General features: G+C 73.1%; 12 protein-coding genes and 1 pseudogene. 5 read left to right on the top strand and 8 right to left on the bottom strand.

The genetic code is table 11. The features are described 5' to 3' along the window. Position 1: 1 nt before the first annotated feature. The 4 genes from FHP08_RS13720 to FHP08_RS13705 all read right to left on the bottom strand — a co-directional run bounded on the left by FHP08_RS13720 (position 2) and on the right by FHP08_RS13705 (position 5,362). Positions 2-997: an ABC transporter ATP-binding protein gene (locus FHP08_RS13720; RefSeq protein ID WP_147705035.1), complete on the bottom strand. Its 996-nt coding sequence runs from the start codon at positions 995-997 to the stop codon at positions 2-4. Between the two features lie 87 nt (positions 998-1,084). Next, a complete protein-coding gene (locus FHP08_RS13715) occupies positions 1,085-2,266 on the bottom strand; it encodes an ABC transporter substrate-binding protein (protein WP_187272299.1) in 1,182 nt (393 codons plus the stop codon). A 208-nt stretch (positions 2,267-2,474) separates the two neighbouring features. Further along, positions 2,475-3,407 (bottom strand): LysR substrate-binding domain-containing protein, encoded by a 933-nt coding sequence (locus FHP08_RS13710; RefSeq protein WP_147705034.1) that lies wholly within the window; start codon positions 3,405-3,407, stop codon positions 2,475-2,477. Positions 3,408-3,457: 50 nt separating this feature from the next. Further along, positions 3,458-5,362: a phosphoenolpyruvate carboxykinase (GTP) gene (locus tag FHP08_RS13705; RefSeq protein WP_147705033.1), complete on the bottom strand. Its 1,905-nt coding sequence runs from the start codon at positions 5,360-5,362 to the stop codon at positions 3,458-3,460. 381 nt (positions 5,363-5,743) lie between these two features. On the opposite strand from FHP08_RS13705, the pseudogene FHP08_RS13700 reads away from it, so the two are divergent. From FHP08_RS13700 to FHP08_RS13690, 4 genes and pseudogenes are all read left to right on the top strand, one after another. After that, positions 5,744-6,640, top strand: a pseudogene (locus tag FHP08_RS13700) (serine/threonine dehydratase); the annotation flags it as partial. 88 nt (positions 6,641-6,728) lie between these two features. Continuing rightward, positions 6,729-7,859 carry a DUF2817 domain-containing protein gene (locus FHP08_RS13695; protein WP_147705032.1) on the top strand — a complete coding sequence of 377 codons (1,131 nt, stop codon included), beginning with the start codon at positions 6,729-6,731 and terminating at the stop codon, positions 7,857-7,859. Between the two features lie 120 nt (positions 7,860-7,979). Beyond that, positions 7,980-8,156: a hypothetical protein gene (locus FHP08_RS18465; RefSeq protein WP_187272298.1), complete on the top strand. Its 177-nt coding sequence runs from the start codon at positions 7,980-7,982 to the stop codon at positions 8,154-8,156. Positions 8,157-8,230: 74 nt separating this feature from the next. Then, the gene (locus FHP08_RS13690; protein WP_147705031.1) at positions 8,231-9,412 is read left to right on the top strand and encodes a hypothetical protein; all 1,182 of its coding nucleotides are present in this window, start codon (positions 8,231-8,233) and stop codon (positions 9,410-9,412) included. A gap of 39 nt (positions 9,413-9,451) precedes the next feature. Here FHP08_RS13690 and FHP08_RS13685 read toward each other — a convergent pair whose 3' ends face one another. Genes FHP08_RS13685 through FHP08_RS13670 form a run of 4 tightly spaced genes read right to left on the bottom strand, consistent with a single transcriptional unit; the run spans position 9,452 to position 12,653 of the window. Further along, positions 9,452-10,219 (bottom strand): SDR family oxidoreductase, encoded by a 768-nt coding sequence (locus tag FHP08_RS13685; RefSeq protein WP_147705030.1) that lies wholly within the window; start codon positions 10,217-10,219, stop codon positions 9,452-9,454. A gap of 26 nt (positions 10,220-10,245) precedes the next feature. Then, complete coding sequence (locus FHP08_RS13680) at positions 10,246-10,668, bottom strand: PaaI family thioesterase (protein WP_147705029.1); 423 nt, start codon at positions 10,666-10,668, stop codon at positions 10,246-10,248. A gap of 57 nt (positions 10,669-10,725) precedes the next feature. Beyond that, positions 10,726-11,679, bottom strand: a complete 954-nt coding sequence (locus FHP08_RS13675) for an alpha-ketoacid dehydrogenase subunit beta (protein WP_147705156.1) — start codon at positions 11,677-11,679, stop codon at positions 10,726-10,728. Next, positions 11,679-12,653: a thiamine pyrophosphate-dependent dehydrogenase E1 component subunit alpha gene (locus tag FHP08_RS13670; RefSeq protein WP_147705155.1), complete on the bottom strand. Its 975-nt coding sequence runs from the start codon at positions 12,651-12,653 to the stop codon at positions 11,679-11,681. Before FHP08_RS13670 ends, FHP08_RS13675 begins: the two co-directional genes overlap by 1 nt. A gap of 171 nt (positions 12,654-12,824) precedes the next feature. Here FHP08_RS13670 and pdxA point away from each other — a divergent pair, with 171 nt between their 5' ends. Then, entirely contained in the window at positions 12,825-15,101 is a 2,277-nt protein-coding gene (gene pdxA, locus FHP08_RS13665) for a 4-hydroxythreonine-4-phosphate dehydrogenase PdxA (RefSeq protein ID WP_147705028.1), read from the top strand. Positions 15,102-15,117 lie beyond the last annotated feature (16 nt).

The raw sequence follows: 15,117 nt of genomic DNA, 5'->3' as shown, positions 1-15,117 counted from the left end.
CTCAGGCGGGGATCGCGTGAATCGCGTCGGGCTGCCAGTGAAGGTGGACCTGCTGCCCCGGCTCGACCGCCGGGCCGGCGGCGTTCGGGCTGTCGACCTCCAGCGTCGCGTCGCCGCAGTCCACCGCGATGCGGCTGAACGCGCCGTAGTAGTGCACGCTCGCGACCCGGCCGGTCGCGCGCGCGTCCTGCGCCGCGCCGACCCGGATGCGCTCGGGGCGCAGCAGCGCGCAGGCCGCGCCGTCGGCGTAGCGGCGCGCGGCCTCCCCCTCGATCAGGTTGGCGGCGCCCACGAACTCGGCCACGAAGCGGGTGGCCGGGCGCTCGTAGACCTCGCGCGGCGAGCCGACCTGCTCGATCCGCCCCTGGCTGAACACGCCGATGCGGTCGCTCATCGAGAGCGCCTCGTGCTGGTCGTGCGTGACGAACACGAAGGTGATGCCGAGGCGCCGCTGCAGCGCCTTGAGTTCGGCCTGCATCTGCTCGCGCAGCTTCAGGTCGAGCGCGCCGAGCGGCTCGTCGAGCAGCAGCACCTTGGGCTCGTTGACCAGCGCGCGGGCCAGCGCGACGCGCTGGCGCTGGCCACCCGACAGCTGCGAGGGGCGCCGGTCGCCCACGCCGGACAGCCGGACCTGCTCGAGCAGGCGATCGGCCCGGGCGTGGCGCGCCCCCTTCGGAATGCCGCGCACCATCAGCCCGTAGGCGACGTTGTCGCGCACGTTCATGTGCGGAAAGAGCGCGTAGTCCTGGAACACCGTGTTCACGTCGCGCGCGTAGGGCGGCAGGCGCGTGGCGTCCTGGCCATCGATCAGCACGCGGCCCCGGGTGGGGTACTGGAAACCGCCGATCAGGCGCAGGCAGGTGGTCTTGCCCGAGCCCGAGGGGCCCAGCAGCGTGAAGAACTCGCCGGGCCGGATCTCGAGGCTCACGCCGTCGACGGCGCGCACCGTCCCGAACTCGACGACGATGTCCTCGAGGCTGACTGCTGCGGTGGTCATGCTCGTTGCAGGAGGAGGAGCGCCGCGCGGGCCCGAGGCCCCGTCGCGGCGCGGTCGCGGCGCCGGGCGGCGGGTGCCGCCCGGGAATCAGCGCCCGCCGAGGATCGCGATGTAGTCGGTCACCCAGCGGTGGTAGGGCACGCAGCCATTGGGCTGGGTGGCGCACTTGCTGACCGGGGTCTTCCAGAAGCGGATCCGCTCGAAAGCGCCCAGGCCGTTGTTCTCGCAGCCCTTCTCGCCGAGCAGCGGGTTGCCCTTGCACGCGTCGAGCACCACCGGCACCGAGCCGAACCAGGCGGCGAGGTCGCCCTGCAGCTTCGTGTTGATCGAATGCTCGAGCCACATGTACGCGCAGTTCGGATTCTTCGCCTCGGCATGCAGCATCGTGGTGTCGGCCCAGCCGCTCGCGCCCTCCTTCGGCACCACGGTGGCGATCGGCGCGTTCTTCGATTTCAGCACGTTGGCCTGGAAGCCCCAGGACGACGATGCGACCACGCCCTCGTTGGTGAAATCATCGATCTGCACGAAGGCGTCGTGCCAGTAGCGCGCGACGATCTTGCGCTGCGCGCGCAGCAGCGTGAGCGCCGCCTTGTACTGGTCCTCGTTGAGCTCGTAAGGGTCCTTGATGCCGAGCTCGGGCCGGGTGGCCATCAGGTACAGCGCGGCGTCGGCGATGTAGATCGGCCCGTCGAAGGCCTGCACGCGGCCCTTGTTCGACTTGCCGTCGGGCAGGGTCATCTCTTCGAACACCACCTTCCATGAATCCGGGGGCTGGCTCCCGAAGGTCTTGGTGTTGTACATCAGCACGTTGTAGCCCCACTGGTACGGAACGCCGTAGTGCGCGCCGTTCACGTAGTGCCACGGCGCCTTCTGCAGGCGGGGGTCGATCGTCTTGTACGAGGGCACGAGGTCCAGGTTGATCGGCTGCACCCGCTTGCCGGCGATCAGCCGCATGCTCGCGTCGCCGGAGGCGGTGACGAGGTCGAAGCCGCCCTCGTTCATCAGCGCGACCATTTCGTCGGAAGTGCCCGCGGTCTTCACGTTGACCTTGCAGCCGGTCTTCTTCTCGAAGTCGGTCACCCAGTCGAACTTCTTGTCGGTGGCGCCGCGCTCGATGTAGCCGGGCCACGCGACGATGTCGACCGCGCCCTCGCCCTTGCCGAGCTTCTGGATCATCTTCGGCTGTGCCGAGACCGTGCCGATCGCCAGCCCTGCCGCCGCGATCGCGGCCGCCCAGGCGACGGTGTGCTTGCCGAGTTCGAGTGCCATGTGCTGATCTCCTCTGGACCTGCTGACGGAAGGTCGTGCCTCGCCGGGACGCACCCGGAGTGAGCAGGACGCTATCAGTGAGCAGCGCAGCAAAAGAAATTCAATATTTCAGCGGCGCGCCATCGGAAAATCAGATGTCAGCGAGCAAACGGGCGCTCAGGCAGGCACGCCAGGCAGGCGGGTCAGGCGGCCGGATCAGCCCGCCGGGTCAGGCCGCCGCGCCGGGGCTCGCTCGCCGGGCGCGCGCGGCCGACTGCTCGCGCGCGACCTCGATGAACTCCACGGTGACCGGGTCGATCTCCAGCCCGCGCCGCCACACGAGGCCGATGTCGAGCGTCGCGATGCCGTCGCGCAGCGGGCGGGCCTCGACGCGGTCCGCCTCCAGCGACCACGGGCGATACACGAAGTCGGGCAGCACGGTCACGCCCATGCCCGTGCCCACCAGCGAGCGCACCGCCTCGAGCGAGGACGTGCGCAGCAGCGCCCGGGGCGAGAGCTGGTAGCGCTGCCAGACCGCGCGCATCACCTCGTCGATCCGGTCGGCGGCGAGAACGATCAAGGGCTCGGCGGCCACCTCCGCGAGCGAGACGTCGTCGCGCGCCGCGAGCGGATGGCTCGACGCGAGCCACACGCGGTTCGGCGAGCGGGTCAGGATCTCCACCGACAGCGCCTGCCGGTCGACCAGCGCGCTGGAGATCATGATCGCGACGTCCACCTCGCCGTTGATCAGCAGGTGTTCCAGGAAGCGCGGTTCGTCCTCCAGCACGCGCACCTCCACAGCCGGGCAGGCGCGGGTGAAGCGCGACAGCAGCTCCGACAGGTAGTAGCCCGCCACCAGCGGCGTCACGCCGATCGAGAGCTGCCCCTCGAGCGCCTTGGGCTGCGCGCGCAGCGCGTGCGTCGCGTCGGCCACCGCCGCGATGACGCGGCGCGCGCTCGCCAGGAAGCGGTGGCCGTCGGGGGTCAGCATGACGCCTCGCGAGCTGCGCTCGAAAAGGTGCACGCCGAGATCGTCTTCCAGTTGCTGAACGGCGGCGGTGATCGCCGACTGCGAGATGTTGAGCTGGCGCGCGGCAGCCGACACCGACGCGCAGTCGGCCACCGCGATGAAATACCGGAACTGGCGCAGCGTGACGTTCACCGGCGCGCGTCCGGATCAGGCGCCCCGCGAGCCCCGCGCCGCCCCGGCGCTCAAGCCGCCAGCCGCCCCTCGAGCCTCGCCTTCACCGCGATCAGGTCCTCGGGCAGGCGCTGGGCCAGCTTCTCGAAGAGCTCGGTGTGCAGCGCGAACTCCTTCTTCCAGGCCGCCCCGTCGATCGAGGTGATCTTCGCGAAGGAATCCTGCGAGAACTCCAGCCCGGTCCAGCGCAGATCCTCGTAGCGCGGCGTGAAGCCGAACACGTGCTCGACGCCGCCGGCGCGGCCCTCGATCCGGTCGATCATCCACTTCAGCACGCGCATGTTCTCGCCGAAGCCCGGCCAGACGAACTTGCCGTGCTCGTCGGTGCGGAACCAGTTCACGCAGAAGATGGCCGGCAGCGTGGCGCCGGCCGCCTGCATCCGGTTGCCCAGGTCGAGCCAGTGCGAGAAGTAGTCGGCCATGTTGTAGCCGCAGAAGGGCAGCATCGCGAACGGGTCGCGGCGCACCACGCCGGTGGCGCCGGCCTGCGCGGCCGTGGTCTCCGAGCCCATCGTGGCGGCCATGTACACGCCCTCGACCCAGTCGCGCGCCTGGGTGACCAGCGGCACCGTGGTCGAGCGGCGGCCGCCGAAGATGAAGGCGTCGATCGCCACGCCGTCCACGCTGTCCCAGTTCGGGTCGATGGACGGGCACTGCGCGGCCGACACGGTGAAGCGCGAGTTCGGGTGCGCCGCCTTGCGGCCGGCCTTGCCATCCTCGGGGGTCCAGTCGCGGCCCTGCCAGTCGATCAGGTGCGCCGGCGGCTCCTTGGTCAGCCCCTCCCACCAGACGTCGCCGTCGTCGGTCAGCGCCACGTTGGTGAAGATCGCGTTCTCGCGCAGCGAGGCCAGGCAGTTCGGGTTGGTCTTCTCGCTGGTGCCGGGCGCCACGCCGAAGAAGCCTGCTTCCGGGTTGATCGCGTACAGGCGGCCGTCGGAGTGCGGCTTGATCCAGGCGATGTCGTCGCCGATCGTGGTCACCGTCCAGCCCTCGAAGCCCTTGGGCGGGATCAGCATCGCGAAGTTGGTCTTGCCGCAGGCCGACGGGAAGGCCGCCGCCACGTGGTACTTCTTGCCCTCGGGCGAGGTCACGCCCAGGATCAGCATGTGCTCGGCCAGCCAGCCGATGCCGCCGGCCTGCACGTCCTGCCGGCCCATGTTCGAGGCGATCCGCAGCGCGAAGCACTTCTTGCCGAGCAGCGCGTTGCCGCCGTAGCCCGAGCCGAAGGACCAGATCTCGCGCGTTTCCGGGTAGTGGACGATGTACTTGGTCGGGTTGCAGGGCCAGGGCACGTCCTGCTCGCCGGCGGCCAGCGGCTTGCCCACCGAGTGCACGCAGGGCACGAAGCCGCCGTCGTGGCCCAGCACCTCGTAGACCGCCTTGCCCATGCGGGTCATGATGCGCATGCTCACCGCCACGTAGGGGCTGTCGGACAGCTCGATCCCCACGTGCGCGATGTGGCTGCCGATCGGGCCCATCGAGAAGGGCACCACGTACAGCGTGCGGCCGGCCATGCAGCCGTCGAACAGGCCGTTCAGCGTGTCGCGCATCTCGGCCGGGTCGGTCCAGTTGTTGGTCGGTCCGGCGTCCTCGCGGTGCTCGGAGCAGATGAAGGTGCGATCCTCGACGCGGGCCACGTCGCCCCGGTCGGACCAGGCCAGGTAGGAATTCGGCCGCTTCTGCGGGTTCAGCTTGCGCAGCGTGCCGGCGGCCACCATCTGCTCGCACAGGCTGTCGTACTCCTCCTGCGTGCCGTCGCACCAGTGGATGCGCGCCGGGCGGGTCAGCCGGGCGATCGAGTCGACCCACTCCAGCAGGCGCCGGTGACGAACGTACTCGGGCGCCCCGAGCCGGGCGGACAGCGCCGCGGTCTCCTCGAGGCGGGCCTGCAGCGCGCCGGAAACGGGATGGTTCATGGGAGTCTCTCCGTGATGTGAAGACGGCTGGCGGCGCGGCGCGTGTGGGCAACCCGGAGGCGCGCGAGGCGCGAGGGTTGCGCGAATGGCCGAAAGGGCCAAACGACAGGCCGGACGGCGGACCTCGAGAGGGGCCGAACGACGGGCCGGGCGGCGATGTGCGTGTCGGGCAGGCGCGATTCCATGCCTGGTTCGGCGGGCGCGGCAGGCTGTCCTCGCCTGCCCACGGCCCGCGGCCGATAAACGGGCGATATTACACCCGAGCCACCCGGGCCCGCCGCGCATCCGGTCACGTTCGGGGCGTCTCCCGAGTGACCGATAATCGCCGCTGGCCTCGCGCGGCGAGCCGCGCGCGACCCTGCCGACCCTGCCCCATTCCGCATGCCCACACCCAGCCATCCCGCCATCGACCGCAACCGGATCCGCGAAGCCTGGCGGCGCATCGCCGGCCGCGTCCGCCAGACGCCGGTCATCGACGTCGAACTCGCCGGCCGCACCGTCAACCTGAAGCTCGAATGCCTGCAGCGCTCGGGCTCCTTCAAGGCCCGCGGCGCCTTCAACCGGATCCTCGCGGCCATGGAAGAACCGGCCGCGGCCGACCAGGTGCGGCGCGCCGGCGTGGTCGCCGCGTCAGGCGGCAACCACGGCATCGCGGTGGCGCTGGCGACGGCCGACCTCGGCCTGCCCGCGCACATCTTCGTGCCGGCCACCGCCCCGGCCGCCAAGCAGGCCCGGCTGCGCGCGCTCGGCGCCACGCTGCACCTGGCCGGCGAGCGCTACGCCGAAGCCTTCGCCGCCAGCCAGGCCTTCGCCGCCGGGAGCGGCGCGCTCGTCGTGCACGCCTACGACCAGGACGAGGTCCTCGCCGGACAGGGCACGGTCGCGCTCGAGTGGGCGCAGCAGCGCCCCGATCTCGACGCGCTGCTGGTCGCGGTGGGCGGCGGCGGCCTGATCGGCGGCATCGCGGCCTGGTGCGGCGGCGGCCGGGGTCCCCGGGCGATCGCGGTTGAGCCGCGCGCCTGTCCGACGCTGCACGAGGCGCTGGCCGCGGGCCGGATCGTGCCCGTGTCGCCGTCCGGGCTGGCCGCGGATTCGCTGGGCGCCTCGCAGGTCGGCGAGCGGATGTTCCCGATCGCGCAGCGCCACGTCGCGCAGTCGGTGCTGGTCGACGACGACGCGATCCGCCGCGCGCAGCGCTGGCTCTGGCGGGAGCTGCGGCTCGCCGTCGAGCCGGGCGGGGCCGCGGCCTTCGCCGCGCTGCTCGACGGCGCCTGGCAGCCCGACGACGCGGCACGCGTCGGCGTGCTGGTCTGCGGCGCCAACGTCGACCCGCCACGCTTTCCCCGTCCGCCGAAGGAAGCCCCGAATGACCCTCGCCCCCGCCGATCCCGCCGACAACTTCCAGCCCTCGTACCGCGTCTCGCGCGAGCGCTTTCTCGAGAAGCTGCACCGGCTCTCGGCCCGCCTGCCGGTGCGGGTCGATTCCCGCGCGATCGCGCCGCGCGGCCCCGAGGGCGAGACCCTGGCGCTCGACTTCGCGATCGTCGGCGCGCGCCGGCCGAAGCACGCGCTGGTGTTGTCCAGCGGCACGCACGGGGTCGAGGGCTACACCGGCAGCGCGCTGCAGCACTGGGCCCTCGACGCGCTGCTGCCGCGCCTGGCGCTGGCCGCCGACACCGCGATCGTGCTGCAGCACGCCAACAATCCCTACGGCTTCGCCTGGCACCGCCGCGTGAACGAGGACAACGTCGACCCGAACCGCAACTTCCGCGACGCCTTCGACCCCGGGCAGTGCTCGCCCGACTACGAGGCGCTCTACGACTGCCTGAACCCGGCCGACCTCCACCCCGACAACGAGGCGCGCCGCTGGGCCGAGATCCAGGCCTACATCGATCGCGAGGGCCTGCGCCGCTTCCAGCAGGTGGCCGTCGAGGGCCAGTACAAGTTCCCGCGGGGCATCCAGTTCGGCGGCCACCGGCGCAGCGCCGGCACGCAGCACCTGATCGACCTGACCCGCGAGCACCTGGCGGCCGCCCAGACGGTGATCTGGGTCGACTTCCACACCGGGCTGGGCGAGTCCGGCGCCTGCGAGCTGATCTGCGGCGCGCCGCTCGACAGCCCGGCCTATGCCTTCGCGCAGGAGATCTGGGCCGGCGAGGTCCGCTCCTCGCAGGCCGGCGAGTCGATCTCCACGCCGCTCAACGGCCTGCTCGACCTGGGCCTGCAGGCGGTGCTGCCGGCCGGCGCGCGCTTCGCCTTCGCCTTCCCCGAATACGGGACCTGGCCGCCCGAGCGGGTGATCCGCGCCATGCGGTCCGACAATTGGCTGCATCACCACGGCGACCTGGGCGACGCGGCCGGCCGCGCGATCAAGGCCGAGATGCTCGAAGCCTTCCGCCCCGCCAGCCGGGACTGGATGCGCACGGTCGCGGCCCACGGGATCGGCCTGGTCGAGCGGACCGTGGCAAGGCTGCCCGGGGCGTCGATGCGGGGCTGAGCCGGCCGCCCGCCGCGCGAAGAAAGTCACCCCGCGCGCGCGGTCACTGTGCATCGTCGCGCAAGCGGGGCTAAGATGCAGTGCCTGGGGACGATCCCCATGCATGACCGGGGATTCTCCATGGCACAGCTCAGTCCCGCACAGCGCACCGCCGGCACCGCCCGCATCGTGGTCGCGGCCGGGATCCTGTTCGCGCTCGAAGCTGCCTGGCGCGGCTCGGTCGCGCGCACCGTGGTCGCCGCCGCCGTCCTGGCGCTCGGCGCCGGCCTGCTCATCTTCGCCAAGCGGGCCGACTGAGCGCGCGCCCGGCGCAGCGCGCTTCCTGCATCCGGCCCCCCGGCAGTCCCCGGCCCGCTCCCGCCTCGCCCCGCTTGACCCAGCACGAATCGATCCAGGCCGACGCCTACCCGATCGACGCCGAACTGCGCGACGACGGCACCGGCGGCCCCGAGCTCGCCTGGCTGGCCCGCAGCTATGGCGACAGCCCGCGCGCGCTGGTCTTCCGCAACCCCTCGTCCGACTGGCGGCTGTTCGTCGTCACGCTGCCGCTCGCCTCGCGCCTCTCGCTGATGGCCAACCCGGTGTTCGCGCAGCTCACGCGCGCCTGGGGCCTGAACGTGCGCTTCGTCGGCGTGGATCGGGACGGGCTCGCCTACGATTTCCGCGCGCTGCTGTCCGATCGCACCCTCGCCCTGCTGGTCGAGCTGCTGGCCCGTCGCGAATCAGGCGAGACCCCCGGCGAAGCCCCGGACGGATCACGGGGCGAGCGCACGCTCGATGTCCTGTTCGAAGCGCTGGCCCGCGAGATGCTCACCGTGCTCGAGCGCCGGCACGAAGACTGGCATCGCCACCTCGCGCGCGAGCTGCGCCTCGAACCGGCGCTCGCCGGCAACCTGTTCGACCACGGCGGCCGCTATCCGGACTTCCTCGCCGCGCTGCGCGGCGCGCTGCGCAAGGGCCTGATCGAAGTCGAGTTCTACGGTCGCGCGCTGCGCTCGATCGACCTGCGCGAGGCGGCCGTCGATGCGCGGATCGCCGCGCTGATCGAGTCGTCGCTGGACCCGGTTTCGCTGGCCAAGCTGGCCCGCACCGGGGCGGGCCGGCACCTGGGCTGCTACAACTGGCTGCGCATCGAGCCGGCCCGCGCCGCGCACCGCGCGCACATGCTGGCCAGCCTGCCGGCCTTCGCCGACTTCTTCGCCGACTCGCTGCTGGCGCCGGAGCACAGCGCCAGCGCCGGCTTCGACCTCAAGCCGCTCGCCGCGCGCAGCCAGAGCGCGCACAGCCTGCACTGGGCCGGCGTGCTGCGCCGGGCCATCGACGCCGGCCAGGATCGTGCGGCCATCGAGGCCATCGCCCAGCGCTTCGCGGTGGGCGACAACGTGATACGGCGGATCTGGCGCGAACGGCCCGCCGCGCTGGGCCAGCCGCCCACCTGGCACCTGGCGCAGGTGCTGCGCCGGCTGCACGCGCTGGGCGAGCGCGACTGGCCGGCCACCGAGACCGCCTGGCGCACGCTGCTCGCACAGGCGGTGCCGGCCGAGGCGCTGTAGAAGGGCGCGCGCCGGCGCGCCGGCGCCGCGCGGCGCGCATCAGCGCCGCCGGAGGTCCTCCGCCCCGCGATAGATCCGGTTCCAGGTCGGCCCGATCACGATCTCGTTCAGGCACACATGCGCCGGCGCGTTCACCGCGTAGGCGATCGCGTCGCCCACGTCCTCGGGCTCGAGCATCCGCGCGATGTCCTCTTCGGGCGGCGGCACCGGCCGCGAGCGCAGGATCGGCGTGGCCACTTCGCCCGGGCACACGTGGGTGGCCCGGATGCCGTTGCCGCCCTCCTGGTCGTTGATGCTCTCGACCAGCGGCGACAGGCCCTGCTTGGTGGCGCCGTAGGCCGCGCCGGTGAAGGGCAGGTAGCGCCAGCCGGCCCAGGACGACACCACCACGATCGAGCCGCCGCCGGCCGCGCGCATCGCCGGCAGCACCGCGCCCACGCAGAAGGCCACACCGTTCAGGTTGATCGCGCTGACCTTGGCGAAGGCCTCGGGCGTGAGGTCCTTCCAGTAGCGGTTGGGCACGTTGGTGCCGGCCGAGCAGACCAGCGCGTCGATCCGGCCATTGCGCGCCAGGATGCCCTCGGCGGCACGGGTCACCGCCGCGGCGTCCGACACGTCGAGCGGCACCGCCTCGGCGCTGCCGCCGGCCTTCGCGATCGCGTCGCAGGCCGCCTTCAGCTCGGCCTCGCGCCGCCCGCTCACCGCCACGTGCCAGCCCTGGCCCGCCAGCCGCTGCGCGGTGGCCAGCCCGATGCCGGTCCCGCCGCCGGTGATCCAGGCGACCTTCTTCGTGTTCGTCTTGCCCATCGTCTCCTCCCTCGTTCAGGACTCGTTCAAAGCATCGCGTAAGTGGTCGTCACCTGCGCGGCCAGCTTGCCGTCGGCCGCGGAACTCATCTGCACTTCACCGAAGCTCAGCGTGCACCCGGGCTTGAGCACCCGCGCCAGTATCCGCACGTCGGCGTCGGCCACCGCGCGCATGAAGCTGGTGGTCTGGCCCACCGTGGTCATCGGCCGGAATTCGCCGAGCCCCGACGCGATCGCCAGCACCATCGAGGTGTCGGCCGCGGCCATCAGCGACTGCCCGCACACGGTGCCGCCCACGCGGCACAGCTGGGGCGAGAAGGGCAACAGCAGCTCCGCCTCGCCGGGCGCGATGCGGACGACCTCCAGCCCCAGCGCCTGCACCCACGGCGCGAACAACTCGGCGAGCCAGCGCTGCGCCTGCGCGACGTCGACGGAATTCGTCTCGCCCATGTCTCCTCCTCTCGTGCCGCCGCGCCGACGATTCCCGGCGCCGCGGCGTGTCGGCCTTCACCCCCGGCGCAGCAGCTCCCGCGCCCGCGCCGCGATCGCCTGCGGCGTGAGCCGCGCCTGCGCCTCCAGCCCCGGCGAGTAGCCCACCGGAATCCGCGGCCCGCCGCAGCGCGCCACGCGCGCGCCGCCGTGCTCGGCCAGCGTGGCCGCGATCTCGGCGCCGAAGCCGGCCACCTGGATCGCCTCGTGGGCGATCAGCACGCGGCCGGTGCGCGCGGCGGATTCCAGCACCGCGTCGCGGTCCCAGGGCCAGATCGTGCGCAGGTCGATCAGGTCCACGCCCACGCCCTCGGCGGCCAGCGCATCGGCCGCCTCGGCGCTCCAGTGCACCGCCTTGCTCCAGCTCACGATGGTCAGGTCGCCGCCCTCGCGCACCCGGCGCGCCTTGCCGATGGGCACCTCGAGCGAGGCGTCGACCTCGCCTTCCAGCGCCCACAGCTCCTTGTGCTCGAAGTAGGCCACCGGATCGCCGCAGGCCAGCGCCGCGCGCAGCAGCGAATGATTGTCCTGCGGAGTGGCCGGCGCCACCACCACCAAGCCGGGCACGTGCGCGAACCAGGCCTCGAGCGACTGCGAGTGCTGGGCCGCCGACGCGCTCCAGATCCCGTTGGGCATGCGGATCACCGCCGGCACCCGGCCCTGGCCGCCGAACATGAAGCGGTTCTTCGCGGCCTGGTTGATGATCTCGTCCATCGCGCACATCGCGAAGTCGATCACCCGCATCTCGACCACCGGCTTGAGGCCGGTGAGCGCCATGCCCACCGCGGCGCCCACGATCGTGGCCTCGGAGATCGGCGTGTCGATCACCCGGCGCTCGCCGAAGGCCTCGAGCAGCCCGCGATACTGGCCGAAGATCCCGCCGCGGCCGATGTCCTCGCCCAGCGCCACCACCGCGGCGTCCTCGCGCATCGCCTTCGCGAGCCCGGCCGCCGCCGCGCCCGCGTACGTCATCAGTTCTGCCACCGGCCGCTCCCCGTGTCCTGGATGTCCTCGAAGGCCGCCTGCGCGTCGGGCCAGGGCGCGGCATCGGCCGTGGCCACCGCCGCCGCGACTTCCTCGCGCGCCTCGCGCATCGCCGCGTCGATCGCGTCGTCGGCGATGCCGGCCGCGCGCAGCGTCTCGCGCACCCGCGCGATCGGGTCGCCCTGCATCGCGGCCGCCAGCTCGGCGGGATCGCGATAGGCCGCCGGATCCACCGACACGTGGCCCTTGAAGCGGTAGGTCCGGGCGTGCAGCAGGCGCGGGCCGTGGCCCTCGCGGATCTCCTGGATCAGCTCGCCGGCCGCCCGCCAGACCGCGACCACGTCCATCCCGTCGACGGCGATCGCCGGCACGCCGTAGCCCGCGGCCCGCGCGGCCGCCCCCTCGCCGGCCGACATCGCCGCGGTCTTGGTGGTGGCCGACCACTGGTTGTCCTCGCACACAAACAGCACCGGCAGCCTGAAGGCGGCCGCCCAGTTCATGGCCTCGGCCAGCGGGCCGCGATTGAGCGCGCCGTCGCCGAAGAAGGTGGCCGCGATCGCGTCCCGGCCCTGGATCGCCATCGAGTGCGCCGCGCCCACCGCGATCGGAATGCCGGCAGCCACCACGCCGTTGGCGCCCAGCATGCCCACCGAGAAGTCGGCGATGTGCATCGAGCCGCCCTTGCCGCCGCAAAAGCCGGTGGCCTTGCCGAACAGCTCGTGCATCATCCCTTCCAGGCTCGCGCCCTTGGCCAGCGTGTGGCCGTGGCCGCGGTGGGTCGAGGTGAGCCAGTCGTCGGCCCGCAGGTGGGCGCACACGCCCGCCGGCACCGCTTCCTGGCCGGTGGACAGGTGCAGCGGGCCGCGCACCTGCGCCTTGCCGCCCACCGCCTGGCCGAAGGCGGCCACCCCGCCCTTGCTCGCTTCCTCGGCCGCGTCCTCGAACGCCCGGATCCGGCACATGGTCCGGTAGAGCGCCAGCAAGCTGCCGGCATCGGGCTCGGGCCCGCCCGGCCCGCGGCCGTCGTGCACCTGCCCGGAGGCGATGATCTCCATCCTGTTTCCGTCCTGCCCGGTCGAAAAGCGACGATGCTAGCAGGCCGGTCGATCCCACCCGGGCGTTAACATTCCACGATGTCCGCCACCGTGCCGCTCCCGACCCCCCGCCTCGCCGGAACCGTCGCCGGAACCATCCTGATCGTTGCCGACGACCTGAGCGGCGCCGCCGACTGCGCCGCGGCCTTCGCCTCGGCCGGCGCGCGCGCCATCGTGTCGCTGGCCGCGCTTCCGGCGGCAAGGCCTGCCGACGGCTCGGTGCTCGCGGTGGACACCGACTCGCGGGCCCTGCCGCCCGGCGAGGCCGTCCGGCGGGTGCGCGCGGCCATCGCGAACCGGCCGCCGGGCACGCTGGTCTACAAGAAGATCGACTCCACGCTGCGCGGCCACCTGGCCGGCGAACTCGCTGCGGCGCTCGACGCGATGCCCGAGGCCGCCGGCGCGGTGCTCGCGCCCGCCTTCCCGCAACAGGGCCGGACGCTCGCCGGCGGCCGCTGCTTCGTGAACGGCGAACCGCTGGCGACGACCGCGCTCTGGCGCGGCGCGGGCATCGCGGGCCCGGCCGACCCGGTGGCCCGACTGCAGGCCGAAGGCCTGTCCGCGGTCTCGCTCGCGCCCGCGCCGGCCGGCGGCGAGCAGGCGCTCGCCGACCGGATCGCGCAGGCCTTCGCGGCAGGCGTCCGGGTCGCGGTCTGCGATGCGTCGAGCGTCGAAGAACTGTCGCGCCTGGCCCGTTCGCTGGCCCTGCTGGACCGCACGCCCCTGATCGCCGGCTCGGCGGGCCTGGCCCGCAGCCTGGCCGCACTCCGCCGACGGCCGCCCGCGCCCCGCGATGCCTCGCCCACCCAGGTGCCCGGGCGCCCGGTCGGGCCGGTGCTCACCGTGATCGGCAGCCGCGCGCCCGTCGCCCGCGCCCAGGCCGCCGCCATCGTCTCGGCCACCGGGGCGCTGGCCGTCGCCGTGCCGGCAGCCCGCCTGGTCGCCGAGCCTCCCGATGTCGCCGCCGGCGACGCGATCGCCGCGGCGCTGGCCGCGGGCCGCCACGCGGTGCTCACCGTGGGCGACGGCGAGACCGACCTCTCGCTCAGCCTGGCCATCGCGCGCGGCCTGGCCCGGCTGGCCGCCCCGGCGGCGGCGCACGCCGGCGGCCTGGTGCTGACCGGCGGCGACACCGCGCGCGCGGTGCTCGACGCGCTCGGCACAAGCGCCATCGAGCTGCTCGGCGAAGTCGAGCCGGGCGTGCCGCTGGCCCGAGCCGCCTCACTCCCGCTGCTGTGCCTGAAGGCCGGCGGCTTCGGCAACGCGAACACCCTGCTGCACGCAGTGCAGGCCCTCGAACGAGAAACCAAGCGAATGAAACGCCCCGTCATTGCGATCACCATGGGCGACGCCGCCGGCGTCGGCCCCGAAATCATCATGAAGGCGCTGGCCCGGCCCGAGGTCCACGCCCGGCTGCGCCCGGTCGTGGTGGGCGACGCCCGCCGGCTCGAGGCCGCCGGCAAGCGGGTCGGCAGCCGCCTGCGCGTGCGCCGCATCGACGACTCGCGAGGCATCGCGGTGCCGCCCGAGCCGGACACCGTCGACTGCATCGACCTCGGGCTGATCCCGGACGGCCTGCCCTTCGGCCAGCTGTCGGCCGCCGCCGGCGAAGGCGCCTTCCGCTTCATCGAGCGCGCCGCGAAGCTGGCCGCGGCCGGCCAGGTCGACGCGATCTGCACCGCGCCGCTCAACAAGGAAGCGCTGCACGCCGCCGGCCACAAGTACCCGGGCCACACCGAGCTGCTTGCCCGGCTCACCGGCACCGACGAGGTGTCGATGCTCCTGATGGCGCCGAAGCTGCGCGTGATCCACGTGACCACCCATATCGGCCTGCTCGACGCGGTCGAGCGCATCGAGCCCGGCCTGGTCGAGCGCACGATCGCGCGCGGCCGCGAGCTGCTGGTGCGCGCCGGCATCGCGAACCCCCGCATCGCGGTCTGCGGCATCAACCCGCACGCCGGCGAGAACGGGCTGTTCGGCCGCGGCGAGGAAGAGGCGAAGATCGAGCCGGCCGTGGCGGCCTGCCAGGCGCGCGGCTGGGCGGTGCAGGGACCGCTGCCGGCCGACACGCTGTTCTACCGCGCCACCCGCGGCGACTTCGACCTGGTGGTGGCCATGTACCACGACCAGGGCCACGGCCCGGTCAAGGTGCTGGGCCTCGAGGCCGGCGTCAACGTGACCGTGGGCCTGCCCTTCGTGCGCACCTCGGTCGACCACGGCACCGCCTTCGACATCGCCGGCACCGGCCGGGCCGACGACCAGAGCCTGGTCGAGGCGCTGATGCAGGCGGTCGAGCTGGCCCCGCGCAAAGGCTGACGCCATCTACCGCGAA

This window comes from Zeimonas arvi, assembly GCF_008039575.1.
Taxonomy (GTDB): Bacteria; Pseudomonadota; Gammaproteobacteria; order Burkholderiales; family Burkholderiaceae_E; genus Zeimonas; species Zeimonas arvi.
Note: the sequence above shows the minus strand (reverse complement) of the source record. Positions and strands in the feature narration are given on the sequence as shown.

Coding starts and splice junctions, on each gene's coding strand:
- FHP08_RS13720 (WP_147705035.1), bottom strand. CDS start 997: ATGACCACCGCAGCAGTCAGCCTCGAGGACATCGTCGTCGAGTTCGGG.
- FHP08_RS13715 (WP_187272299.1), bottom strand. CDS start 2,266: ATGGCACTCGAACTCGGCAAGCACACCGTCGCCTGGGCGGCCGCGATC.
- FHP08_RS13705 (WP_147705033.1), bottom strand. CDS start 5,362: ATGAACCATCCCGTTTCCGGCGCGCTGCAGGCCCGCCTCGAGGAGACC.
- FHP08_RS13695 (WP_147705032.1), top strand. CDS start 6,729: ATGACCCTCGCCCCCGCCGATCCCGCCGACAACTTCCAGCCCTCGTAC.
- FHP08_RS18465 (WP_187272298.1), top strand. CDS start 7,980: ATGGCACAGCTCAGTCCCGCACAGCGCACCGCCGGCACCGCCCGCATC.
- FHP08_RS13685 (WP_147705030.1), bottom strand. CDS start 10,219: ATGGGCAAGACGAACACGAAGAAGGTCGCCTGGATCACCGGCGGCGGG.
- FHP08_RS13680 (WP_147705029.1), bottom strand. CDS start 10,668: ATGGGCGAGACGAATTCCGTCGACGTCGCGCAGGCGCAGCGCTGGCTC.
- FHP08_RS13675 (WP_147705156.1), bottom strand. CDS start 11,679: ATGACGTACGCGGGCGCGGCGGCGGCCGGGCTCGCGAAGGCGATGCGC.
- FHP08_RS13670 (WP_147705155.1), bottom strand. CDS start 12,653: ATGTGCCGGATCCGGGCGTTCGAGGACGCGGCCGAGGAAGCGAGCAAG.
- pdxA (WP_147705028.1), top strand. CDS start 12,825: ATGTCCGCCACCGTGCCGCTCCCGACCCCCCGCCTCGCCGGAACCGTC.